The 23,426-nt window shown below is 70.1% G+C and carries 21 protein-coding genes; 9 read left to right on the forward strand and 12 right to left on the reverse strand.

All coding sequences use genetic code 11. The annotated features are described in order from the left end of the window. Positions 1-6: 6 nt before the first annotated feature. From AB0H75_RS03845 to AB0H75_RS03855, 3 genes are read right to left on the reverse strand one after another with little or no spacing between them, the layout of a single operon-like run. Complete coding sequence (locus AB0H75_RS03845; protein WP_367789810.1) at positions 7-852, reverse strand: carbohydrate ABC transporter permease; 846 nt, start codon at positions 850-852, stop codon at positions 7-9. Further along, entirely contained in the window at positions 839-1,801 is a 963-nt protein-coding gene (locus AB0H75_RS03850) for a carbohydrate ABC transporter permease (RefSeq protein ID WP_367789813.1), read from the reverse strand. The genes AB0H75_RS03845 and AB0H75_RS03850 overlap by 14 nt, the downstream gene beginning before the upstream one ends. Then, entirely contained in the window at positions 1,798-3,174 is a 1,377-nt protein-coding gene (locus AB0H75_RS03855) for an ABC transporter substrate-binding protein (protein ID WP_367789816.1), read from the reverse strand. The genes AB0H75_RS03850 and AB0H75_RS03855 overlap by 4 nt, the downstream gene beginning before the upstream one ends. A gap of 284 nt (positions 3,175-3,458) precedes the next feature. Here AB0H75_RS03855 and AB0H75_RS03860 point away from each other — a divergent pair, with 284 nt between their 5' ends. Beyond that, entirely contained in the window at positions 3,459-4,487 is a 1,029-nt protein-coding gene (locus AB0H75_RS03860; protein ID WP_367789819.1) for a zinc-binding alcohol dehydrogenase, read from the forward strand. 2 nt (positions 4,488-4,489) lie between these two features. Further along, positions 4,490-5,275: a sugar phosphate isomerase/epimerase family protein gene (locus tag AB0H75_RS03865; protein WP_367789822.1), complete on the forward strand. Its 786-nt coding sequence runs from the start codon at positions 4,490-4,492 to the stop codon at positions 5,273-5,275. A 1,184-nt stretch (positions 5,276-6,459) separates the two neighbouring features. Here AB0H75_RS03865 and AB0H75_RS03870 read toward each other — a convergent pair. Together AB0H75_RS03870 and AB0H75_RS03875 are read right to left on the reverse strand one after the other, a co-directional pair. After that, positions 6,460-7,599, reverse strand: coding sequence for a zinc-binding dehydrogenase (locus AB0H75_RS03870; RefSeq protein ID WP_367789826.1), 1,140 nt, complete (start codon positions 7,597-7,599; stop codon positions 6,460-6,462). Continuing rightward, positions 7,592-8,554: a Gfo/Idh/MocA family protein gene (locus AB0H75_RS03875; RefSeq protein ID WP_367789829.1), complete on the reverse strand. Its 963-nt coding sequence runs from the start codon at positions 8,552-8,554 to the stop codon at positions 7,592-7,594. The genes AB0H75_RS03870 and AB0H75_RS03875 overlap by 8 nt, the downstream gene beginning before the upstream one ends. Before the next feature lie 98 nt (positions 8,555-8,652). Between AB0H75_RS03875 and AB0H75_RS03880 the strand changes: the two genes are divergently transcribed. Both AB0H75_RS03880 and AB0H75_RS03885 read left to right on the forward strand, forming a co-directional pair. Further along, positions 8,653-9,627 (forward strand): glucosyl-3-phosphoglycerate synthase, encoded by a 975-nt coding sequence (locus AB0H75_RS03880; RefSeq protein WP_367789832.1) that lies wholly within the window; start codon positions 8,653-8,655, stop codon positions 9,625-9,627. Next, positions 9,624-10,742, forward strand: a complete 1,119-nt coding sequence (locus tag AB0H75_RS03885; protein ID WP_367789835.1) for a glycosyltransferase — start codon at positions 9,624-9,626, stop codon at positions 10,740-10,742. Before AB0H75_RS03880 ends, AB0H75_RS03885 begins: the two co-directional genes overlap by 4 nt. Positions 10,743-10,853: 111 nt before the next feature. On the opposite strand, the gene AB0H75_RS03890 is transcribed toward AB0H75_RS03885, so the two are convergent. After that, entirely contained in the window at positions 10,854-11,648 is a 795-nt protein-coding gene (locus tag AB0H75_RS03890; protein WP_367789837.1) for a universal stress protein, read from the reverse strand. 79 nt (positions 11,649-11,727) lie between these two features. On the opposite strand from AB0H75_RS03890, the gene AB0H75_RS03895 reads away from it, so the two are divergent. Both AB0H75_RS03895 and AB0H75_RS03900 read left to right on the forward strand, forming a co-directional pair. Beyond that, on the forward strand, positions 11,728-12,030 hold the full coding sequence (locus tag AB0H75_RS03895; protein WP_367789840.1) for a hypothetical protein: 303 nt from the start codon (positions 11,728-11,730) through the stop codon (positions 12,028-12,030). 126 nt (positions 12,031-12,156) lie between these two features. Then, the gene (locus AB0H75_RS03900) at positions 12,157-12,705 is read left to right on the forward strand and encodes a phosphatase PAP2 family protein (protein ID WP_367789842.1); all 549 of its coding nucleotides are present in this window, start codon (positions 12,157-12,159) and stop codon (positions 12,703-12,705) included. Here AB0H75_RS03900 and pip read toward each other — a convergent pair. From pip to AB0H75_RS03930, 6 genes are all read right to left on the reverse strand, one after another. Continuing rightward, positions 12,659-13,630, reverse strand: coding sequence for a prolyl aminopeptidase (gene pip, locus AB0H75_RS03905; protein ID WP_367789845.1), 972 nt, complete (start codon positions 13,628-13,630; stop codon positions 12,659-12,661). The genes AB0H75_RS03900 and pip overlap by 47 nt on opposite strands. Positions 13,631-13,663: 33 nt before the next feature. Beyond that, on the reverse strand, positions 13,664-14,251 hold the full coding sequence (locus AB0H75_RS03910; RefSeq protein WP_367789848.1) for a hypothetical protein: 588 nt from the start codon (positions 14,249-14,251) through the stop codon (positions 13,664-13,666). A 40-nt stretch (positions 14,252-14,291) separates the two neighbouring features. Next, on the reverse strand, positions 14,292-14,711 hold the full coding sequence (mscL, locus tag AB0H75_RS03915; protein WP_367789850.1) for a large conductance mechanosensitive channel protein MscL: 420 nt from the start codon (positions 14,709-14,711) through the stop codon (positions 14,292-14,294). 79 nt (positions 14,712-14,790) lie between these two features. Then, positions 14,791-15,006, reverse strand: a complete 216-nt coding sequence (locus AB0H75_RS03920) for a DUF397 domain-containing protein (protein WP_367789853.1) — start codon at positions 15,004-15,006, stop codon at positions 14,791-14,793. 139 nt (positions 15,007-15,145) lie between these two features. Then, positions 15,146-15,352, reverse strand: coding sequence for a DUF397 domain-containing protein (locus tag AB0H75_RS03925; protein WP_367789856.1), 207 nt, complete (start codon positions 15,350-15,352; stop codon positions 15,146-15,148). Positions 15,353-15,519: 167 nt separating this feature from the next. Beyond that, positions 15,520-16,347: a helix-turn-helix domain-containing protein gene (locus AB0H75_RS03930; RefSeq protein ID WP_367789859.1), complete on the reverse strand. Its 828-nt coding sequence runs from the start codon at positions 16,345-16,347 to the stop codon at positions 15,520-15,522. Between the two features lie 1,080 nt (positions 16,348-17,427). Between AB0H75_RS03930 and glgX the strand changes: the two genes are divergently transcribed. Genes glgX through treZ form a run of 3 tightly spaced genes read left to right on the forward strand, consistent with a single transcriptional unit; the run spans position 17,428 to position 23,369 of the window. After that, on the forward strand, positions 17,428-19,521 hold the full coding sequence (gene glgX, locus AB0H75_RS03935; protein ID WP_367789862.1) for a glycogen debranching protein GlgX: 2,094 nt from the start codon (positions 17,428-17,430) through the stop codon (positions 19,519-19,521). Then, positions 19,514-21,664 carry a malto-oligosyltrehalose synthase gene (gene treY / locus AB0H75_RS03940; protein WP_367789866.1) on the forward strand — a complete coding sequence of 717 codons (2,151 nt, stop codon included), beginning with the start codon at positions 19,514-19,516 and terminating at the stop codon, positions 21,662-21,664. The genes glgX and treY overlap by 8 nt, the downstream gene beginning before the upstream one ends. Continuing rightward, complete coding sequence (treZ, locus tag AB0H75_RS03945) at positions 21,654-23,369, forward strand: malto-oligosyltrehalose trehalohydrolase (RefSeq protein ID WP_367789869.1); 1,716 nt, start codon at positions 21,654-21,656, stop codon at positions 23,367-23,369. Before treY ends, treZ begins: the two co-directional genes overlap by 11 nt. Positions 23,370-23,426: the final 57 nt, after the last annotated feature.

The raw sequence follows: 23,426 nt of genomic DNA on the forward strand, positions 1-23,426 counted from the left end.
GGTGCGCTACCCCTTCTCTGCTCCTGCCGTCAGTCCTTCGGTCAGCAGGCGTTCGCCGGCGAAGAACACGAGCACGATCGGCAGTGTGAGGACCACCGACCCCGCCATCAGCACCGTCGTCGGGATCTCGATGCTTCCCGCGAGCTGCGAGAGCCCGAGGGAGACCGTCCAGCTCTCGCGCTTCTCCACCAGGAACAGCAGGGCGAACAGGAACTCGTTCCACGCGATCATGAAGGCGTAGAGGCCGGTGGCCATCAGCGCGGGCTTCGACAGCGGCAGCACCACGCGCCAGATGGTCGACAGTCTCGTGCACCCGTCGATCGCGGCCGCTTCCTCCACGCTCTGCGGCACGGTCTCGAAGTAGTTGCGGAGCATGTATACCGTGACAGGCACGGTTTGCGCGATATACACCAGAATCAGGCCGATCAGTGACCCCCGCAGCCCGAGCATCGTGAAGAGCACGAACAGCGGGATGGCCAGCACGATCGCCGGGAACAGGTACACCGCCAGGAACAGGAAGTGCACCTGCCGCTGCCCGAAGAAACGCAGCCGCGCCACCGCGTACGCGCCGGGGATCGAGATCAGCAGCGTGAACGCCACCGAGGCGACGGCGACGATCGCGCTGTTGCGCATGAACGTCAGGAAGCCCTGCTTGGTCAGGACGTTGACGTAGGTGTCGAGGGTGAAGTTCCGCGGCCAGAGCGAGCCGGGCTCCAGGATGAGCTCCTGGATGTCGCGGACCGACAACATCACCATGTAGAGGAACGGGAAGGCGGTGGCCAGGAAGAGCACCAGGATCACCACCGGCTTGAGCACGCGCAGCAGCCCGCGCTCGAACCTATCTCTGCTCACGTTCGCCTCCCGCGAAGAACCGCAGGTAGATGGCCAGGAAGACGACCAGGAACACGGCCAGGACGATGGCCTGGGCGGCCGCGGCCCCGATGTCGTCGCGCGAGGTCAGGAAGTTGTAGACGCGCACGCTGACCACCTCGGTGCCGGCCCCGCCGCCGGTCAGCAGGTAGACGTCGTCGAACTTGGTGAAGGTGAACACGAAACGCAGCACCGACAGCAACGCGATCGTCCGCCAGAGCTGCGGCATGATCACGTACCGGAAGCGCTGGGACGGCGTGGCCCCGTCCACCACCGCGGCCTCGTCCAGCTCGCCCGGCAGCGCCTGCAGCCGGGCCAGGATGAACAGGAACGCGAACGGGAAGTACCGCCACGCCTCGAACGCGATCACCGTGAGCAGCGCCACCGGCACCTGGACGCCCAGGAACTCGCCCCTGGCCTGGGTGAGGAAGGCGATCGGCTCCCTCAGCCAGGTGTTGACGATGCCGTACTGCGGGTTGAGCATCGTCTCCCACAGGAACGCCACCGCCACGACCGGCGCCACGTACGGGATGAGGATCGAGGCCCGCACCAGCGTCCGGCCCCGGAACCGGTCGCGCAGCGCCAGCGCCGCCACCAGCCCGATCACGATGGACAGGCCCGTCCCGAGCACCGTGTAGATCAGCGTGTTGACCAGCGACGACCAGAAGCCGGGCTCGGAGATGACGTAGGAGAAGTTCTCCAGCGTGTAGTGGCCGAAGACGCCGACCCGCCGGATGTTGATCAGCCGCGCGTCCTGGAACGCCAGCATGATCGCCCACAGCAGCGGCAGCACCACCACGACCAGCGTGATGACCAGCGTCGGCGAGATCAGCGTCAGCCCGGCCCGCCCCTCCTGCGCCCGCAGCGTCCGGCCGCGCGGGCGCTGTCGGGGTGGCGGGGGAGCGGCCGTGCGGGCGGGGGCGCGGGTCACTGCCGGATCCCGCGCTTGATCGACTCGACGTCGGCCTTGGCCTGGTCGGCGGCGGCCTGCGCGGTGAGCGAGCCGTCCACCAGCGAGCTGAGCGCCTTGGGCACCGGCAGCTCGCCCATCGTGGCGCCGACCAGCTTGCCCTGGCCCTGCGGGATGCCCCAGCGGGCGAAGGTGTCAGGGCTCTTGCGCAGGGCGGTGAGCACGTCGGCCGGGTAGACCTCCGACAGCGGCTTCTTGGTGTCCACGCCGGCGGGCAGCTTGTCCCACTGGTCGGCGAAGTTCGTCCTGGTCGGGAACTTGCCCTCGGGGGCCATGCCGAGCCAGCGCGGGTAACCCTCGTTCATCAGGTACGACACGAACGTGGCGGCCGGGTCCTTGGCGGCGTCACGGGTGATCACCCACGAGACGATCTCGCCGTACTGGGCGGGGGCGCCGCCGTCGGGGCCCTTGAGCGCGGTCACGATGCCGGTGTTCTCGGCCAGCCACTCGGGGTTCCTCCGGCACTCGGGGCAGCTCGGCATGGCGTCCTTACGCAGGCCGGCCAGCTCGTCCAGGATGAACGACGACCAGATCATCATGGCCGCCTTGCCGGAGAAGTAAGTAGCCCGGGTGGTGTCAACGTCCTGTTTGCCCTTGACCGAGTAGTTTTTGGCCAGGTCGGCGTAGAACTCGAATGCTTTGACGCATTGTGGCGAATTAAGAACTACATTTCCTGAATTGTCGACCAGTTGGCAACCGTCGGCCAGCGCCACGTGCTCGAAGCTCTGCGCCGTGAACGAGTCCTTCGGCGCGATCGCCAGCGTGATGCCCGCCATGCCGCCCGTGCTCAGCTTTCGCGCCGCGGCCTGCAGCGCCTCGTAGGTGTCCGGCGGCTGCAGCCCGGCCTTCTCGAACAGGTCCTTGCGGTAGAGGATGAGCTGCGCCCATCCGTCGCTCGGCACGCCGAGCAGCTTGCCGCCGGCGGTGTCCAGCTCCAGCGCCCGCGGGGAGAACGAGCCGCGGCCGAGCTGGTCGACGATCCGGCCGGGGGTCTCGGTGTCGAGCAGGTCGTTGGCCTCCAGCTCGCGTACCGAGGAGAGGGGCAGCGCCCCGATGACGTCGGGCAGGTCGTCGGCGGCGGCCGCGGCGGTGATGGTCTGGCTGAACTGGTCCTCGGCGACGCCCACCAGCTCCACCTGGATGCCGGTCTTCCGGGTGAACTCGGCGACGATCTGCTTCTGCACGGCCATGCGGTCCTCGAGGTTCTCCTCGGTCCACACGGTGATCTTGTTGGCGGCGCCCTGCTGCTCGCCGCCGCCGTCGTCGCCGCAGGCCGTCAGCGTGGCGGTCGCCAGCAGTGCGACGGAGAGGACGGCGGTGACCTTCTTCGGCATTGCACGCTCCTCCGGTTGGGGATATGCCGCCCTTACCCCGCGAGGGGTTGCCGCAACGTCCGCTTCGCGATACCGAGACCGGTCTGTTCTCTCCCTGTGCCACCTCTGGAACGCCCTGATTTCGGTAAGGTCGCTTTCCACAAGACACGCGGTCAGAAACCCCAATTTCATCAGTTCCATCCGACGGAAGCCGTAGACTTAAGACGGTTACGGGCGCAACTATCGTGTGCAAACAACCAATAAATCTTCGACTTCTGTTTGATCATTAAGCGTAAGTGTGGGGAATGCGCGTCATCACCTTCGAGGAGCCGGGCCATGTCCGCGTCGGCCTGGAAACTCCCGCCCAGATCGTCCCCGGCTCCGTCCGGGTGCGGACGATCTATTCAGGCGTCTCGGCAGGCACCGAGCTCACCGCCTATCGCGGAACCAACCCCTATCTCACCCGCAAGTGGGACACCGAGCGCCGCCTGTTCGTCGACGGCCGGACCCACGCCTATCCCCTGAGCGGCTGGGGCTACCAGGAGGTCGGCGAGGTGGTGGAGGCGGCGCCCGACGTCGCCGACCCGCCGCTCGGCAGCCTCGTCTGGGGCATCTGGGGCCATCGGGCCGAGGCCGTGCTCCCGGCCGACAGGCTGGTCGGCCACGTGCTGCCCCCCGGCGCCGACCCGCTCGGCGGCGTCATGGCCCGCGTCGGCGCCATCGCGCTCAACGCCGTCCACGCCGCCGACGTGCACCTCGGCGACCAGGTCGCGATCTTCGGCCAGGGCGTCATCGGGCTGCTGGCCACCCGCCTGGCCGTGCTCAGCGGCGCCCGCGTGGTCGCCGCCGACGCCATCCCCGACCGGCTGGAGCTGGCCAGGAGGTTCGGCGCGGCCGAGACCTTCGACGTGGCCGCCGGCTCGGTCGCCGAGTTCATGCGCAAGCGCGTCGAGGGCGCCGACACCGTCATCGAGCTCAGCGGCACCCACCTCGGCCTGCACGAGGCCATCAGGACCGTCCGCAAGGGCGGCCGGGTCGTGGCCGCCGGGTTCTACCAGGGCGACGGCGTCGGGCTGCGGCTGGGCGAGGAGTTCCACCACAACCAGGTCCAGCTCGTCTCCTCCCAGATCGGCGGCGTCGCCTCCTGGCTGGCCCACCGCTGGGACGTCGAACGCCTGCAGCGCACCTTCATGGAGCTCGTGCACCGGGGCGAGATCGACGTCTCTCGGCTCATCACCCACGTCGTCCCCGTCGAGCGGGCCGCCGAGGCGTTCGACCTGCTCGACAAGCACCAATCCGAGGTGCTCCAGCTCGTCTTCCACTTCGAGGAGTGACCGTGAAGCTCGCCGTCCAGGAGCAGCTCTTGCCCGGCCGTTCGCTGCAGGAGAAGTTCGCCTTCGCCGTCGAGGCCGGATACGACGCCATCGAGCTGCGCGGCAAGGGCGACTTCCACTTCGCCGGCCGCCTGACCGAGCTCAAGCGGGCGCTGGCCGACGGCGTCGTCATGCCGACGGTCTGCGTGGACATGCCGCACTTCATCGGCGACTTCGACCCGGCCAAGCGCAAGGACGCCATCCAGCAGCTCCGCTCGCAGCTGTCCGTCATCGGCGAGCTCGGCGGTGTCGGGGTCATGACGCCCGCCTCCTGGGGCCAGTTCTCCCTCCGGCTGCCGCCGTTCGAGCCGCCGCGCAGCGCGGCCGAGGACCGCGAGGTGCTGGCCGAGGCGCTCGGCGTCCTCGGCGAGCACGCGCAGCGCAACGGCGTGCTGATCATGCTGGAGCCGCTCAACCGCTACGAGAACCACATGGTCAACACCCTCGCCGACGCCGTCTCCTACTGCGCCATGGACTCCATCAGGATCGTCGGCGACACCTACCACATGAACATCGAGGAGGACGACCCCTGCCGCGCGCTGGCCGAGGCCGCCCCCTACATCGCGCACATGCAGATCAGCGAGTCCAACAGGAACCAGCCCGGCACCGGTCACCTCGACTGGGGCGCCCAGCTGGCCACGCTCGACGCCTACGGCTACGACGGCTACCTCGCCCTCGAATGCCGCCTGCGTGGCGAGCCCGAGCTGGTCCTCCCCCAAACCGCGGCCTTCGTCAGGAAATACCTATGATCCTTCGCGACGCCGTGCGCGTCCTGGTGGCCAACTGGGACGGCAGCTACACGGTTCCCTCCCGCCGGCTCTACCCCCACCAGTGGAGCTGGGACTCCGCGTTCATCGCGATCGGCCACGCCCGCTGGTCCCCGCGCCGCGCCCGGGCCGAGCTGGCCAGCCTGTTCGGCGCCCAGTGGCACGACGGCCGGGTGCCGCACATCGTGTTCAACCCCATCGTCCCCGAAGGGGCCTACTTCCCCGGGCCGGAGTTCTGGCAGGTACGCGCGCCGTCCGGCAGTGCGACCTCGGGCATCGTGCAGCCGCCGGTCCACGCGCTGGCCGCCTGGAAGACGCACCTGGCCGAGCCCGACCCGGCGTTCCTGCGCCGGATCTACCCCCGCCTGGTGGCCCAGCAGGAGTTCCTGCGCGCGGCCCGGCGCTCCCCGGAAGGGCTGATCTCGATCGTCCACCCCTGGGAGTCGGGTATGGACAACAGCCCGGCCTGGGACGCGCCGCTGCGGGCCGTGCACGAGCGGCCGGCCGGGTTCGTCCGGCGCGACCTCGCCACGGTCAGCGCCGAGGAGCGGCCCACCGACCGCGACTACGAGCGTTACGTCGCGCTCGCCCAGGACTACCGCGACTCCGGCTACCGCCGCCCTGGCGCGTTCCAGATCGAGGATCCGCTGTTCAACACCGCCTACGTGGTGGCCGAGCACGTGCTCGCGCAGATCGCGGCGGTGCTCGGCCTCGACCCCGCGCCGCACGAGCGCGAGGCCGCCGCCGTCACCGCCGCCATGGTCGAGCACCTGTGGGACGGCGCCCTGTTCCAGCCCCGTGACCTGGTCTCCGGCACGACGATCTCCTCCGCCAGCGCCGCCGGGCTGACCCCGCTGATGTTGCCGGGGCTGCCCGCCGAGGTCGCCGAGACGCTGGTCGGCACCGCCCTCGACCGTTTCGCCCTGAAGGACGGCGTGCTGCCCAGCTTCTCGCCGGTCGCCCCCGAGTACGACCCGGTCCGCTACTGGCGCGGGCCGAGCTGGGTCAACCTGAGCTGGCTGGTCTGGCAGGGGCTCAAGAAGCGCCGCCCCGACCTGGCCGCGCTGCTCGCCGAGGGGATGGTACGCGCGGTGTCCCGCTCCGGGTTCCGCGAGTACGTCGACCCCGCCACGCTGCGCGGCCACGGCTGCTCCGACTTCAGCTGGTCAGCGGCCCTCCTCCTCGACGTCGTGGCAGAGCACAGCCTGGATGCTCTGGCGGCGCCGGGCGGCAAGATCGGCGAGGAACCGGGGGGCGTCGGCGAAGCCCACCAGGTCGGTGATCACGTGCCGGCGTAGCAGCGGGCCGTACTCCCGGAGCAGGCCGATCGTCTCGTACGACAGCCGCTCCCGGTCCCAGGCGTGGGCCAGGCCGCGCGGCACCCGTCCGATCTGGGCGCAGCGTACCGACAGGCCGTTGTGGTGGAACTCCTCGCCGAGCCGCACCTCCCCGGCGCCCTCGGTGTAGAAGGCCAGGTCCACCAGCGTGCCCTGGGGGCGCAGCAGGCGCAGCCCGAGGGCCAGCGCCCTGGTGCGGCCGCGGCACTGGAACACCACGTCCGCGCCGCGGTCCTGGGGAGCGTGCCGCCAGCGGCGCTTGAGGGTGACCGCCGGGTCGCCGGTGCCGGTGCCGGTGCCGGTGCCGGTGCCGGCGTCGGGGACGGCCAGGACGTTCGCGCCCAGCGCGGCGGCGACCTCCAGCCTGGCCGGGGTCTCGTCCACGACGACGACCTCGGCCGCGCCGCCGTGCATGGCGAAGCAGGCCACCAGCAGCCCGACCACGCCCGCGCCGACGACCACCACCCGGCGGCCGCGCACGCCGTCGCCGAGCTGCTGCACGGCGGGGCCGTACAGGTCGTGGGCGGCGTGCAGCAGGCCGTTGGCGCAGATCGGGCCCATGTGGGCGACGTAGATCCCGAGCAGCGGGTCCAGGTCGCCGGGCAGCGCGACGAAGCGGTCGGCCAGCGGGTCGGCCACGTACGCGGTGCGGTGCCCGTAGGTCATGGCCACCAGCGCGCCCTCGCGCACGGCGTCGGTCCGGCTCTCCACCACCCGGCCGACCTGCATGTAGCCGATGCCGCGCACCGGGTACTCGATCGACGGCGTCCCCGGGACGAACAGGCCCAGGTCGCGGTCGAACGTGGCGTTCAGGTAGGGGTTGTCGCCTTTGACGTAGGTCAACTCGGTCCCGGCGGAGACACCGCTGTGCGTCGTCGCCACCAGGAACCCGCCCTCGGGAACCTCGGACACCTTCTCCTCGACCAGCGCCACCTCTCCAGGCGCCTCGATGGTGAGCACTTCATTCATCGAGCATCACCGGTCTCTGCTCGGTGGCGGAGCGGGCGAGGGCCAGGGCGACGCGGTGGGTGCGCAGGGCTTCGCGGTACGTGGCGCGCACGTCCGCGTCCTTGCCCTGCACGGCGTCGATGAACTCGCGGTCCACGCGGGTCTTGGCGCGGCCGTCGTCCTCGATCACGTGCTCGCCGTCCACGACCAGCCGGGTCTCGGTGATCTCCAGCGCGATGCCCTCGGCGCAGACCTCCAGCCCGACCCGGTGCTTGTGGGTGAGCAGGCAGGAGGTGGCCAGCAGCCCGGCCGCGCCGCCGTCGAACCGCATGACCGCGGCCGTGGCCTTGTCGACCTCACCCTCGTCGCCCCCTCCCGCGGGGTCGGCGGCCGGCACGGCGTGGACCATCCGGACCTCGCCGACCAGCACCCGCGCCAGGTCCAGGACGTGGACGGCCTGCTCGACGATCTGCCCGCCGGACATGTCCCGCCGCAGCCACCAGCTGACCGGCGGCACCTTGTCGAGCCAGTGGCCGAGGGCGAGGCGTACCGGGCGGCCGTCCAGCAGCTCCCTGGCCCGATCGACGAGGTCGAGGTAGCGCCAGTGGTGGCCGACGGCGGACGGGAGGGATCGCCGTTCTATTTCGGTCGCGATGGATTCCGCGGTCTGGAGGTCCAGAGCCAGCGGTTTTTCCACAAAAAGCGGTAGATCGGAGGACAAAACATCCAGTTCGGGGTTACCGTGCGCGAAAGGAGGCACGCAAACGTAGACCGCGTCGAGACCACCGGCACTCAGCAGGTCCGCGTGACTGGCATAGGCGGGGGAGCCATGCTGGGAAGCCAGCGCCTGGGCCTTGGACAAGTCCGTGTCGGCGATCCCGGCGATCGCGACGTCGGAGAATCCGGACAGGACTTCTGCATGGCGAGCAGCGACATTTCCGGCACCTACGATGCCGACTCGGGTCAGTGGGGACACAACCTCGCATATGCCACATCTCGTTGCTATCAAACAAACATGTTCGAAAGCACATAGATCGGGCAGTGTGATGACCTCATGAGAACGGGGCTGACTGCATGGAGACAGATGTGCGCGCCTTGTCCAGGGTAAAGGAGTGGTACGGCCCTCACTCGAGCACCGCAGCCGAGTGGCCCGTCGACGCCCTGATGCTGGCCAAGGGAAACACCACGGTAAGCGTCGTCCTGCCTGCTCGTAACGAGGAGAGCACGGTCGGCGACATCGTCACCGTCATCCGCCGGGAACTCGTCGAGCAGGTACCGCTCGTGGACGAGATCCTCGTCGTCGACTCCAACTCCACCGATGCCACCGCGGAACGGGCTCGCCGGGCCGGCGCGCGCGTGGTGGCGCAGAACGACGTCCTGCCCCATCTGCCGCCCATGACGGGCAAGGGCGAGGCCCTGTGGAAGGGCCTGGCCGCGAGCAGCGGGGACGTCGTCGTGTTCGTGGACGCCGACCTGCGCAGCTTCGGCGCGCACTACGTCTCGGGACTGGTCGGGCCGCTGCTGGCGGACGCCGACATCCACTTCGTCAAGGCCACCTACGAGCGGCCCTACATCGGCTCGGACGGCGTCCCCCAGCGGGGCGGCGGCGGCCGCGTCACCGAGCTGGTCGCCCGGCCGCTCATCAACATGTTCTGGCCCGAGCTGGCCGGGTTCGCCCAGCCGCTCGGCGGCGAGTACGCCGCCCGCCGCGCCGTGCTCGAACAGCTCCCCTTCGTCACCGAGTACGGCGTCGAGTTCGGGCTCCTGGTGGACCTGCTCGACCTCGTCGGGCTGGACGCCATGGCCCAGGTGGACCTGGGCCACCGTACCCACACCCACCAGGACATGGCCGCGCTCGGCCGCATGGCCGGCCAGATCATGCTCACCGCCTGGTCCCGCTTAGAAAGCCAGGGACGCGTGATGGCGTCGGAGCCGCCGGCGCACACGCTGCTGCAATGGGGGCTCGACGGGGACGCCGACCTGGTGGACGTGGCCGTCGCGGAGCGGCCCCCGCTCGCCTCCCTCGTGCTGGAAGGGGACGCGGCATGAAGGTCCTGATGAACGCCGGGCCGTGGCTCACGGTCCCGCCCCCGGGCTACGGCGGGATCGAGAACGTGGTCGCGACGCTGGTCCCCGCGCTGCGCGAGCGCGGGGTGCACGTGGTCCTGGCCGGCGTGGGGGCCAGCGACCTGGAGGTGGACGAGCTGATCAGCGTCTTCGACGAGGGCCAGTTCAGCGAGCTGCAGAAGCCGTACAACCAGGTCATGGGCATCGCGCACGCGCACCAGGCGCGGCTGGTCGAGGAACTGCGCCGGCGCGACGACATCGACCTGGTCCACGACCACCTGGAGGTGGTGGGGCCGGCGGTGCTGGCGGCGTACGGCGGGCCGCCCGTCCTGCACACCCTCCACTGGGACCTGCGCAAGCATCCCCACTTCTACGGCGCGTTCCCCTCCTCCATCAAGGTCAACGGGGTCTCGGACTCGCAGCTCGCCCGTGCCCCGCACGCGCTGCGGGCCGCCTCGCTGGGCGCGATCCACCTGGCCACCCCGCTGGCCGACCGGCGGATCGAGGCCGAGCGGGGCGAGTACATGATCGTCATGGGCCGGGTCTGCGGGCTCAAGGGCCAGCACATCGCGGCCCGCGTCTGCCAGAAGCTCGGGCTGCCGCTGGTGCTGGCCGGGCCGGTGAGCGGGCGCGACAGCCAGGCCGAGCTGGACGCCGTGGCCAAGGACCCCGACCACCCGCTGCACGGCCACCCGGACGTGCGCTACCACCTCGACGAGGTCGCGCCGTACCTGGACCAGGACCTGGTCAGGTGGGTCGGCTCGGTGGGCGGCGACGAGCGCGACCGGCTCTACGCCTCGGCGCGGGCCGCGCTCTTCCCCATCCAGTGGGACGAGCCGGGCGGCACCGCCGTCGTCGAGGCGCTGGCGCTCGGGGTGCCGCCGGTCGGGCTGCGCCGCGGCTGCCTGCCGGAGATCATCGACCACGGCCGTACCGGCTTCCTGGCCGACACCGAGGAGGAGCTGGCCGAGTGGCTGCTGCGGGTCGACGAGATCGACCCGGAGGAGTGTCGGGCCGAGGCCCGCCGCCGCTTCTCGCCGTCGGTGATGGGGGAGAAGTACCTGGAGCTGTACGAGAAGGTCCTCAGCGGGGCCTGACCCCGCCGGATCCCACTCAGGAAGGCCGCCCCCGGGATCCCAGGGGCGGCCTTCCGCCGTCGGCTTCCCGGCCCGGCCCGAGGCCGTCGCGAACCGGACCCGTGACCACCGCTAGGCGAAACCCCGGGGCAGCACGGTGACGGGGCAGGGGGAGGCGCGCAGCAGCTTCATCGACAGCTCGCCCAGGAACACCCGGTGCGGCTGGGCGTCCTCGCTGGCCGCGCAGACCAGCAGCTCGCCGGGCAGCCACTCGACGCCGGACATCGCCGCGGCGAGGTCGTGCCCCTCGGCCACCTCCGGCTCCGCCTCGATGCCGGTGCTCTCCCAGGCCAGCCGGACCGCCAGCGCCAGGTCGTCACGCAGCCTGCCCTGGTCCTCGGTCCGCAGGTCGAACGTGATCAGCCGCAACGGCACCCCGAGCCGCAGCGCCGCCTGCGCCACCCGCTCGACCGCCGCGTCGCACTGCGGCCGGTGCACGTACGCCAGCGTGAGCCGGGCGGGCTCCTCGGCCGGGACGTAGCGGGCGGGCGCCACCATGACCGCCTCCGGCGACAGGTGGAGCAGGTGGTCGGAGGTGGCGCCGATGGCGATGCGCCCGTGCTGCCCGCCGTCCGCCGACCCGACCACGACGAGGTCGGCCCTGATCCGGCTGGCCAGCACCGCCAGGCCGCGCCCGCTGCCCCGGCTCTCGTAGGTGATGTACTCCGCCGGGACCGGCCCCAGCTCCTCGGCCGCGTGCGCCAGGTTGGCCTGTGCCTCGACCGCCAGCCCGGGGCTGCCGGGCGGGTAGATCGTCGCGACCGTGAGCTCGCCGCCGGTCACCCGCGTGATGGCGGCACCGAGCGCCAGCGCGTCCCGGCCGCCCGGCTCGCTGGTGTAGCCGACGATCACGTGCTCTCCGATCACGAATGCCCTCTTACCCGCTCTGAACAGGGAATACGCGGCCTTGATCCTCATGTTTCAAACTGACGGAGGAGTAAGAACAGTGAAGATCACCCTTGACACCCGGTTCAACGGGTCCCTCGGCCCGGTCACCCTTCGTGAAGCGGTTCAGCGGCTCCGCGCCCGCGACCTGGCCTGCACCGTCGCGGCCGACGCCGTGGAGAGCAAGGTCAGCGTCTTCGCCGACTGCGTCGAGCGCGGGTTCACGCCGCTCCGTAGCGAGATCATGGCCGCCTTCTACGTGGCCGAGCGTGACGCCACGACGGAGGCGTTCGACCGCGGGCTGATCACCAGGAGCGAGCTGGAGAGCCGGCATGCCGCCCTGGCCCGCCAGCTCCTTGCCTGAACCTGGCGTAACCGTCCGCTTGGTTGAGGGTTTTTTCCCAACATTCCGCCATAAGGTGGAGGCAATCGGCGACCCCAGTTCGTAAGGTCGTGTCCACTGCCCGTTCACGGATTGGACCCGACACCGGTGTACCGCGACATCGTCGACTTCGCCTCCAGCACGCCCGCGTGGCTCCACACGCTCGCCGAGGTGGGGACGGACGCCGGTCTATTCCTGTTCGCGGTGCTGTTCGCGGTGGCCTTCCTGCGCGCGTGGCGGGCGCCGGCCCGCGACCTGGCCCTGGTCATCGCCGGGCCGGTCGGGATCGTGCTGGCGTACGTCCTGAGCGAGATCATCAAGATCATCGTGCGGGAGGACCGGCCGTGCCGGGGCGTGACCGCGACGATCGCCATGTGCCCGCCGCAGTCCGACTGGTCCTTTCCCAGCAACCACTCGGTGATCGCGGCGGGCGCGGCGGCCACGCTCGTGCTCGCCTGGCGCGCCCTGGCGTGGCTGGTGTTCCCGCTGGCGGCCCTCATGGCCTTCTCGCGGGTGTTCGTGGGGGTGCACTACCCGCACGACGTGCTCGGGGGCTTCCTGCTCGGGGCGGCGCTCGCGCCGCTGTTCGCGCTGCTGGTGGTGGGCGCGGTCACCCCGGCGGTACGTCTCGCGCGAACGCGTCTGTCGCCGCGATGAGCCGGTCCAGGATGCCCGGCTCCGTGTAGGCGTGACCGGCGTCCGGCACCATGTGGAACTCGGCCTCCGGCCACGCCTTGTGCAGGTCCCAGGCGGTGGCCGCCGGCGTGCAGGCGTCGTAGCGGCCCTGCACGATCACCGCCGGGATGTGCCGGATCCGGTCCACGTCCCGGATGAGCTGGCCCGGCTCGAACCAGCCGCCGTGGTGGAAGTAGTGGTTCTCGATCCGGGCGAAGGCCACCGCCATGCGCTCCTCGCCGAACTCGGCGACCAGGCGGGGATCGGGCAGCAACGTGATCGTCCCGGCCTCCCACTGCGCCCACGCCCTGGCCGCCGCCAGCCGCGCCGCGTCGTCGTCGCCCTCCAGCCGCCTGCGGAAGGCCGCCATGAGGTCGCCCCGCTCCTCCTCGGGGATCGGGGCGAGGTAGCCCTCCCAGAGGTCCGGGAACAGGTGGCAGGCGCCCTCCTGGTAGAACCAGCGCAGCTCCTGGGGCCGCAGCGTGAAGATGCCGCGCAGCACCAGCTCGCTCACCCGGTCGGGGTGCGTCTCGGCGTAGGCCAGCGCCAGCGCGCTGCCCCACGACCCGCCGAACACCTGCCACCGCTCGATGCCGAGGTGCTCGCGCAGCCGCTCCATGTCCGCCACCAGGTGCCAGGTGGTGTTGGCCGACAGGTCGGTGGCCGGGTCGCTGGCGTGGGGCCGGCTCCGCCCGCAGTTGCGCTGGTCGAACAGGACGATCCGGTACCGCCGGGGGTCCCACTGCCGCCGGTGGTCGGCGCCGCACCCGCCGCCCGGCCCGCCGTGCAGCATGACGGCCGGCTTGCCGTCCGGGTTGCCGCAGACCTCCCAGTAGATCTGGTTGCCGTCGCCGACGTCGAGCAGGCCGGAGTCGTGGGGTTCGATGGGCGGGTACAGAGTTCTCATGCCCCCTGATCCTGCCGCACGTTCGCGCCGGTCCTAGCGGGTCCACTCGTGGCGGTCGAGGAAGGAACGCTCGCCGGTGGCGTACTCGTGGAACGCCCGGCGCACCTCCTCCAGCTCCGCCACCGTGGTCCGCACCAGCGTCCCCTCCTTGTACTCCAGCTCGTAGCCGGGCGACACCTGCAGGAAGTGCCGCCCGAAGTTCACCAGCGCCGCGAACGGGTTCTGCGGCGACAACGTTCCCAGCACGTCGTGCACGAGCCCCAGGTCGGGGTCGTGCACGATCATCCCGTCGCCGGTGTGCAGCTGCATGCCCTCGTAGACGCCCAGCGGGGCCAGGTTGTGGACCAGGTCGCGCTGGGGGTCGTAGCACACCAGGCCGCGCGCCCTGGCGATCGCGAAGACCCGCGCGGACACCTCGTCCATGCTGTCGAGGTCCATCGACACCAGCACGTGCCGCTCCGGGTAGAGCCGGACCTCGCCGGGCAGCTCCTTCACGACGGCGGGCATGTCGTCACCGGTGGCCGTGACCGGCTGGGCGCGCTTGACCGCCAGGTAGGTGGCGCGGGCCTGGTCCCTGCTGATCGGCGCCGGCTCGTCCCAGACCATCAACTCAACGCTCATCGGTCCATCTTGGCGGACCCGCCTGCGCCGCCGTGCGCGACTACCGGGGTTTCTCCGAGTCGGGCACCAGCTCGACCGTGCAGTTGGCGCACCGCCGCGCCTCGGCCGGGATGCTGCTCAGGCATTCGGGACATTCCTTGGTGGTGGCCTTCTTGTCCCGCTCGAACCACTGCGTCAGCCGCACCATCGGCGCCACGATCAGCCAGTACACGACCCCCGCGATGATCAGGAAGGTGATCAGGTGGTTGAGGAAGTCGCCGTACTTGAACTCGCTGCCGTTGACGGTGAACGAGTAGTTGGCGAAGTTCGGCTGCTTGCCGCCGGTGATGGCGCCGATCAGTGGCGTGATCAGGTCGGTGACCAGCGCCTGGACGAGCCCGCTGAAGGTGGCGCCGACGATCACCGCCACCGCCAGCTCGACGATGTTGCCACGGAGTAAGAACTGCTTGAAACCGCCCATGAGGTCGGCATATTGCCCGGGTCCGCGATCTGAAACCCGATCACTTCCGGATGTGGGCCCGTGAGAACGTTGAGGCCGGTCAGGCCCCGGGTGCGAGCCGTTCGAGATCGAAGCGCCCGTCCCTCACCCCATCGAGGAAGGCGGACCATTCATCGAACGTGAACGGCAGGACGGCACCGCTGGCGTCCTGGCTATCCCGCACCCAGACCTTGCCGTCGAGCACTGCGACCTCGACACAGTCTCCTGTGCTGCACCGACGCCAATCGGCATGGTCAAGGGCAGGTGGGCGTGTCATGCATTACCTCCCGTAAGGCCGGCTGTAGAGGCATTGCGCGCAGAAATTTTACCCCGGATATGTGAGAACGACTCGTTTTGCCGGGGCGCTGAACGCATGACGGAGGGCGGCCTTACGGGAATCGCCCAGAACGGTGGCCCTACGCTTGAGTGTTGTCCCGTACGCGCTTGACGAAATCTTCCCAGTCGCCGGTGCTGAAGGTGAGGATCGGGCCGTCGGCGTCCTTGGTGTCACGCACTCCTACGGTGCCGGTGGGGAGCAAGGCTACTTGGACGCAACTGCCGCTGTTGCAGTGCGATGAAATACGCCACTGAGGGGCTCCCCCGGAACCCGGCCTCATGGTCATCGTCTCTCCGTGCACAAAGTAAGGAGCGCCGCGGCGCCAGGCGTCCGCCGGCCCGCCAGGCGCGATCAGGCGGAGGCGCCGGCGATCCGGCACCTCAGGGCCATGTTGGCACTTCCTTCTGGCAATTGCCAGTGGAATCGCGGCTCGCGACTCCCCGTGTTCAGCAGTTACATGTTGTTTGCGAACTTCGTCGCCATTTCGGCGATTCGTTTCTTGGATTCCTGCGAGCCGAGGGCCTCCGCGCGCAGGTGATCGATGACCTCCTTGAAACGCTGGATCAGCTTCGGGCTTTCGAGATAGAAAAGGCCCATCTGGTGCTCAACGAATACGGTGTCCGCTATGCCGGAATCCGCCTCGAACTCCAGGAGCCGGAAGGGGCTGTCGAACCCCATGTGCGCCCCCGCCGTGAAGGGGATCACCTGGATGGTGACGTGCGGAAGGTCCGAGAGATCGAGCAGGTGGGCCAGCTGCGCGTGCATGACGGCCGCGTCACCGCCCACATGGCGGTGGAGCGCCGACTCGTCGACCAGCACCCAGTAGCGCGGAGGGGTCACCCGGAACAGCAGCTCGTTCTTGCGCTTGCCCCGGGAGGCGACGCGTTCCTCCAGCACGTCGGGAGCGATCTCCGGGAGCCAGCCCCGGATGACGGCCCGGGCGTAGTCCTCGGTCTGCAGTGGGCCGGGCACGGGGGTGATCGCGTATTCCGTGATCGCCTTCGCGCCCGCCTCCAGCCCCAGCATGGGCCGGAACTCGACGTCCTCCAGGCTCTGCCACCATTCTTTCTGGCGGGCCTGCCTGGCCAGGGTCATCAATTCGGCCGCCGTGGGATCGGCGATCCCGTAGAGCCTGCACAGATCGCGCACGTCGCGCAGGCTCGCGGGGCGCTGACCGGTCTCGATGCGGCTGACCTTCGTGCTGGAGCAGAGCAGTTGCTCGGCGACCTCCGCGATGCTCAGCCCTTTCTCACGGCGTAAGGCACGCAGCCGGATGGCCAATTGGCGCTGCCGGAGGGTGGGATTTGAGGCGGCCATTACATCCCTTCCGGCGGTAATGAGAGGGTGTGCAGCGATCATACCCATAGTCCGGGAGATCGAACGTTAGGTAATCGTCACCGGCACGTTCGTATGGCAAGTGCCAAAAGCAGGTGGCTTTCCGTCGAATGCGGGTAAACCTCCAGCAGTCACCGGAGAGGAGACGCCCTGGGATTGGTGATCGAAAACCGCTCCTGAAATGCCGCGAAGCTGAAAGCCCGCGGCGGCCCTGGTCAGGCCGCCCCGGACCTGGGCTGGGATCTAAGTTGCCGCGTTTCCCAGTCTCACGATCATCCGCTCCTGCCAGAGCGTTAGGACGATCTCCTTTGGATATTAGCAACTCAATCGCGAATCCGGCGCCACCCCGCGCGATTCCGCGTACGGCGCCCTCCCTGTGGCGGCGGCTGATGGAGAGGATCGATCTTCTGGTCTTCGCCGGAGACGACGCCAGGGCGAGAGAGCAGGGGTGGCAGGTACGCAGGCCGGCGCCGTTCATCCGGGTTTATCGCAATCCCGCTTTCGACCTCTATGTTCCCTGCGCCTCCTGCCGCGGGGAGGGGGTCACCGGGCGCGGGCACTGCAGGCCGTGCCTGGGATCCGGGCGGGTGCGGCCGGAAGGACGCGTGCGGGCCTGAGCGGCGGAGGCGGACGACGGGGTCCGCCTCCGGCCAAGTTCGCAGCCTGCCTTGGGTGCTACCGACGGCGGCCGGGCGACCGGCGCCTGCGGTAGGGGGCCCACTCGGGGCAGGCTGTGAGTGGGGGCCGCCTCCGGCACCGCGCCGCCGGGGGCGGCCCGCCCATGTCCGGACACCCCCGGCCACCTGCGGGGACACACCGTGCCCTGGGCGCAGACATCGTTGTCCCTGGCAGGGTAGATAAGCGGATGACTGGAATGTCCCAAATCGGGAAGTGCTGGCCCGGCTGCATCGGATCCGGCATGCCCGTAATCGTAGGCCGACGTCTCGTCGTCATGCCGACGAGGCCGGGCTTGCCGGATGACGCGGGGGGAAGAGAACCATGGGGAGAGACGGCAAGGGAGCCTCGATGATCGAAGTCTGGCCGGGAGATCCGTATCCGCTCGGGGCCACCTACGACGGTGCGGGGACCAATTTCTCGGTCTACACCGAGGTCGCCGACAAGGTGGAGCTGTGCCTGTACGACGAGAACAACGTCGAGTCGCGGGTGCCGCTCACCGAGGTGGACGGGTTCATCTGGCACGGTTACCTGCCGGGCATCGGGCCGGGCCAGCGGTACGGCTACCGCGTCCACGGCCCCTACGACCCGGCGCACGGCCTGCGCTGCAACCCGAACAAGCTGCTGCTCGACCCGTACGCCACGGCGATCGAGGGCGGCGTGAAGTGGAACGAGGCGGTGTACGGCTACCGCTTCGGCAGCCCCGACACCCGCAACGACATGGACTCGGCCCCGTACGTCCCGCGTTCGGTGGTCATCAACCCGTTCTTCAACTGGGGCCACGACCGGCCGCCCGCGACGCCGTACCACGACACCGTGATCTACGAGGCCCACGTGCGCGGGCTGACGATCGGCCACCCGAAGATCCCCGAGCACCTGCGCGGCACGTACGCCGCCCTGGGGCACCCCGAGATCCTGGACCACCTCACCAAGCTCGGCGTGACCGCGCTGGAGCTGATGCCGGTGCACCAGTTCGTGACCGACCACATCCTGGAGCAGCGCGGGCTGTCCAACTACTGGGGCTACAACTCCATCGGCTTCTTCGCCCCGCACAACCGCTACTCCAGCCAGGGGCAGCGCGGCGGCCAGGTGCTGGAGTTCAAGGCGATGGTGCGGGCGCTGCACGAGGCGGGCATCGAGGTGATCCTCGACGTCGTCTACAACCACACCGCCGAGGGCAACCACCTGGGCCCGACCCTGGGCTTCCGCGGCATCGACAACCTCAACTACTACCGCCTCGTCGATGACGACAAGCGCTACTACATGGACACCACGGGCACCGGCAACAGCCTGCTCATGCGCTCGCCGCACGTCCTTCAGATGATCATGGACTCGCTGCGCTACTGGGTCATCGAGATGCACGTGGACGGGTTCCGCTTCGACCTCGCCTCCACCCTGGCCCGCGAGCTGCACGAGGTCGACCGGCTGAGCGCCTTCTTCGACCTGGTGCAGCAGGACCCGGTGCTGTCGCAGGTCAAGCTGATCGCCGAGCCCTGGGACGTCGGCCCCGGCGGCTACCAGGTCGGCAACTTCCCCTCCCGCTGGACCGAGTGGAACGGCCGCTACCGCGACACCATCCGCGACCTGTGGCGGGGCCAGCCGGCGACGCTGCCCGAGTTCGGCTCCCGCTTCACCGGCTCCAGCGACCTCTACCAGGACGACAGCCGCCGCCCGGCCGCCTCGATCAACTTCGTCACCTGCCACGACGGCTTCACCCTCCAGGACCTCGTCTCGTACAACCACAAGCACAACGAGGCCAACAAGGAGGGCAACCGCGACGGCACCGACGACAACAGGTCGTGGAACTGCGGCGAGGAGGGCCCGGCGGGCATCGCCATCGAGGCGCTGCGCGAGCAGCAGAAGCGCAACTTCCTCACCACGCTGTTCCTGTCGCAGGGCGTGCCGATGCTCTCCCACGGCGACGAGCTGGGCCGCACCCAGAAGGGCAACAACAACGGCTACTGCCAGGACAACGAGCTGACCTGGGTCGACTGGTCGGACGTGCGCGAGAACTGGCTGCTGCTGGAGTTCACGCAGCGGCTGGCCGAGCTGCGCAAGAAGCACCCGGTCTTCCGCCGCAGGAGGTTCTTCTACGGCAAGCCGGTACGCGGCCTGAACGACATCGCGTGGCTCACCCCGTCCGGGGAGGAGATGACCGACAGCGACTGGAACGTCGGTTACGCGAAGTCCCTGGCCGTCTTCCTCAACGGCGAGGCCATCACCGAGCCCGACCGGCGCGGCCGGCCGATCCGGGACGACTCGTTCCTGTTGCTCTTCAACGCCCACCACGACACCATCAAGTTCACCCTCCCCAAGGATTACGGCGAGATGTGGCACACGGAGATCGACACCGCAATGCCGATCATGCTCGACGCGCGGATGTGCCGCGGCGGCGAGGCGATCGAGGTTCCCGGCCGGAGCATGCGGGTGCTGCGTCGTGTCTAGGCGGCCGACCTCCACCTACCGGGTGCAGCTCACCCCGGACTTCGGCTTCGCGCAGGTGGCCGGGATCGCCCCCTACCTGCGCGACCTGGGCGTCAGCCACGTCTACCTGTCGCCGGTCCTGCAGGCGACGCCCGGGTCGCAGCACGGCTACGACGTCACCGACCACTCCAGGATCAGGGAGGAGTTCGGCGGGGCGAGCGGGTTCAGGGAGATGGCGCAGGTCCTGGCCGCGCACGACCTGGGCGTGGTGGTGGACATCGTCCCCAACCACATGAACACCGAGAACCCCGCGTTCTGGTCGGTGCTGAAGGACGGCCGCGACTCGCCGTACGCCCGCTGGTTCGACATCGAGTGGGACGAGGACGGCAAGGTCCGGCTGCCGGTGCTGGGCGACGACACCGAGCCGGTGGTGGACGGCGACGTGCTGCGCTACCACGAGCACACCTTCCCCCACCCCGGCCACTACCGCCTGGTCGACTGGCGGGAGGGCCCCGGCTACCGCCGTTTCTTCGACGTCTCCACCCTCATCGGGCTGCGCGTGGAGGACCCGGAGGTGCTGGCCGCCACCCACGAGGTCATCTTCTGGCTGCTGGACGAGGGGCTGGTGGACGGGCTGCGGATCGACCACCCCGACGGCCTGGCCGACCCGCGCGGCTACCTGGAGCGGCTGCGCGCCCGCGTCGGCGAGAAGACCTGGACGGTCGTCGAGAAGATCCTCATCGGCCCCGAGAGCCTGCCCGCCGACTGGCCCTGCGACGGCACCACCGGCTACGACGTGCTCAACCGGGTCAACGGCCTGTTCGTGGACCCCGAGGGCAAGCAGCCGCTGGTCCGGCTGTTCACCGAGCTGACCGGGCAGCCCGGCGACTACCGGCCGGTGATGCTGGAGTCCAAGCGCGAGGTGCTGGAGCTGTTCTTCAGGCCCGAGGTCGAGCGGCTGGCCAAGGCGGCGGGCTGCGCGCCGGAGGCGGTGCGCGAGCTGCTGGCCGCGATGCCGGTCTACCGGGCGTACGTGGTGCCCGGCGAGGCGCCGCCGCCCGAGTCGGTGGAGATCGTCGAGCGGGCCGCCGCGTCCTGCTCGCCGCAGGTGCGGCCGCTGGTGCGCGAGGTCCTGCACGGCTCGCCGGAGGCGATCACCCGCTTCCAGCAGGCGTGCGGCCCGGTCATGGCCAAGGGCGTGGAGGACACCGCGCTCTACCGGTGGTTCCCGCTGTCGTGCCTGAACGAGGTGGGCGGGGAGCCGGACGTGTTCGGGATCCCGGTGGCGGAGTTCCACGAGTTCTGCGCCGGGATGGCGCCGTACACGATGACCACCCTGTCCACGCACGACACCAAGCGCTCGGAGGACGTGCGGGCGCGGCTGGCCGTGCTGTCGGAGCTGCCCGAGGAGTGGGCCGACGCGGTCCAGCAGTGGTCGGCGGCCGTCGGCTTCGACCCCCACCTCGACTACCTGGCCTGGCAGAACCTCATGGCCGCCTGGCCGATCTCGGCCGAGCGGTTCACCGACTACCTGCTCAAGGCGGCCAGGGAGGCCAAGACCAAGATCTCGTGGGTCAACCCCGACCCGGCGTACGAGCAGGGGCTGCGCGAGTTCGCCGAGGCGGCGGTGCGGCTGCCGATCGGCAAGTTCACCGAGCGGATCGAGCCGTACGCGATGTCGAACTCGCTGGGCGCCAAGCTCGTGCAGCTCATGATGCCCGGCGTGCCCGACGTCTACCAGGGCAACGAGGTGAGCGACTTCTCGCTGGTCGATCCGGACAACCGGCGGCCGGTCAGCTTCCCCGCCGAGCCCGAGACGTCCTGGGACGCGGCCAAGCTGCTGCTCACCCAGCAGGCGCTGCGGCTGCGGCGGCGGCTCGGGGGAGCGGCGGCGTACCTGCCGCTGCACGCCGAGGGACAGGCGGCCGAGCACGCGATCGCCTTCGCCCGCGGCGCCGACCGGCGCGGCCTGCCCCAGGCGGTGGCCGTCGCCACCCGCCTGCCGGTGCGGCTGGCCCGCACGGGGTGGGGGGGCACCTCGCTGGCCCTGCCCCCCGGCACGTGGCGCGACCTGCTCACCGGCGCGCTCCACACCGGCCGCATCCCGCTGGCGCACCTGCTCGGCCAGTATCCGGTAGCACTGCTGGAGAGACATGATCTTTGAGGTCTGGGCGCCGGACGCCACGGCGGTCGAGGTGCTCGTGCGCGGCACGAGCCGGCCGATGACCGCCGGCGCCGGCGGCTGGTGGACGGCCGAGGTCGAGGGGGCGGGGCACGGCACCAGGTACGCGTTCACGGTGGACGGCGAGGGGCCCTACCCCGACCCGCGCTCGCGGCGGCAGCCGGACGGCGTCCTCGGCCCCAGCGCCGTCTACGACCACGCCAGGTTCACCTGGTCCGACCACGACTGGAAGGGCCGGGACCTGCGGGGCTCGGTCATCTACGAGCTGCACGTCGGGACGTTCACCCCGGAGGGGACGTTCCAAGCGGCCATCGGCAGGCTCCAGCACCTGGTCGAGCTGTGCGTGGACTTCGTGGAGGTCATGCCGGTCGCGCCGGTGCCCGGCGGGCGCAACTGGGGGTACGACGGGGTCGACCTGTACGCCGTCAACGAGACGTACGGCGGCCCCGACGGGTTCAAGTCGTTCGTGGACGCCTGCCACCGCGCCGGCATCGGCGTGATCCTGGACGTCGTCTACAACCACCTGGGGCCGTCCGGGAACTTCCTGCGCCCGTTCGGGCCGTACTTCGCCGGCTACAAGGGCAGCTACTGGGGCGAGGCGGTCAACCTGGACGGGCCCGGCTCCGACGAGGTGCGGCGCTACTTCATCGGCAACGCGTTGCAGTGGCTGCGCGACTACCACGTGGACGGGCTGCGGCTGGACGCCGTGCACGCGCTGCACGACCGGCGCGCCACGCACCTGCTGGCCGAGCTGGCCGCCGAGGTGGACGCGCTGGCCTGCTCGGTCGGCCGGCCGCTGACGCTGATCGCCGAGTCCGACCTCAACGACCCGCGCATGGTGACGCCCCTGGAGGCCGGCGGGCTGGGGATGACCGCCCAGTGGGACGACGACGTCCACCACGCGCTGCACTGCGCGGTCAGCGGCGAGAGCCACGGCTACTACGGGGACTTCTCCGGGCTGCCGGCGCTGGCCAAGGTGCTGACCGGCGGGGTGCTGCACGACGGGACGTACTCCAGTTTCCGCGGGCGCTCGCACGGGCGCCCGTTCGCCGGGGTGCCGGGCCACCGGCTGGTGGCCTGCCTGCAGAACCACGACCAGATCGGCAACCGGCCCGGCGGCGACCGGCTGCCGGTCCCGGCGCTGAAGCTGGGGGCGGGGCTGCTGCTGACCTCGCCGTTCACGCCGATGTTGTTCATGGGCGAGGAGTGGGGGGCGCGCACGCCCTTCCTGTTCTTCTCCGACCACGTGGAGCCGCGGCTGCGGGAGGGCGAGGCGGAGCGGCGGGAGCGGGAGTTCGAGGGGTTCGGGTACGTGTGGGAGGCGCCGGACCCGTCGGAGGAGGAGACGTTCCTGCGCTCCAAGCTGGACTGGAGCGAGATCAAGGAAGAGGAGCACTGGTCGCTGCTGTGCTGGTACCGCGACCTCATCGCGCTGCGCAAGGCGTTGCCCGAGCTGTCCGACCCGCGGATGGACCGGGTCAGGGTGGAGGTGGATCCCGGCGGGAAGTGGCTGGTCATGTGGCGGGGGGAGCTGGCGGTCAGCGTGAACTTCGCGGAGGAGCCGGTGACGGTGCCGGTGGGGGCGGGGGCCGTGCTGCTGGCCTCGGACGAGCTCGCGGGGGAGGAGCCGGGCGGGGGGCTGCGGCTGCCGGGCCAGTCGATGGTGATCAGCCGGCCAGGCGCCTGAACGCGGCGTAGGGGGCGGGCCTTCCCACAGGCGTGTGCCGTGCCACAAGGCGTCGGC

Origin of the sequence: Nonomuraea sp. NPDC050783 (assembly GCF_040802095.1) — a bacterium.
Classification (GTDB): Bacteria; Actinomycetota; Actinomycetes; order Streptosporangiales; family Streptosporangiaceae; genus Nonomuraea.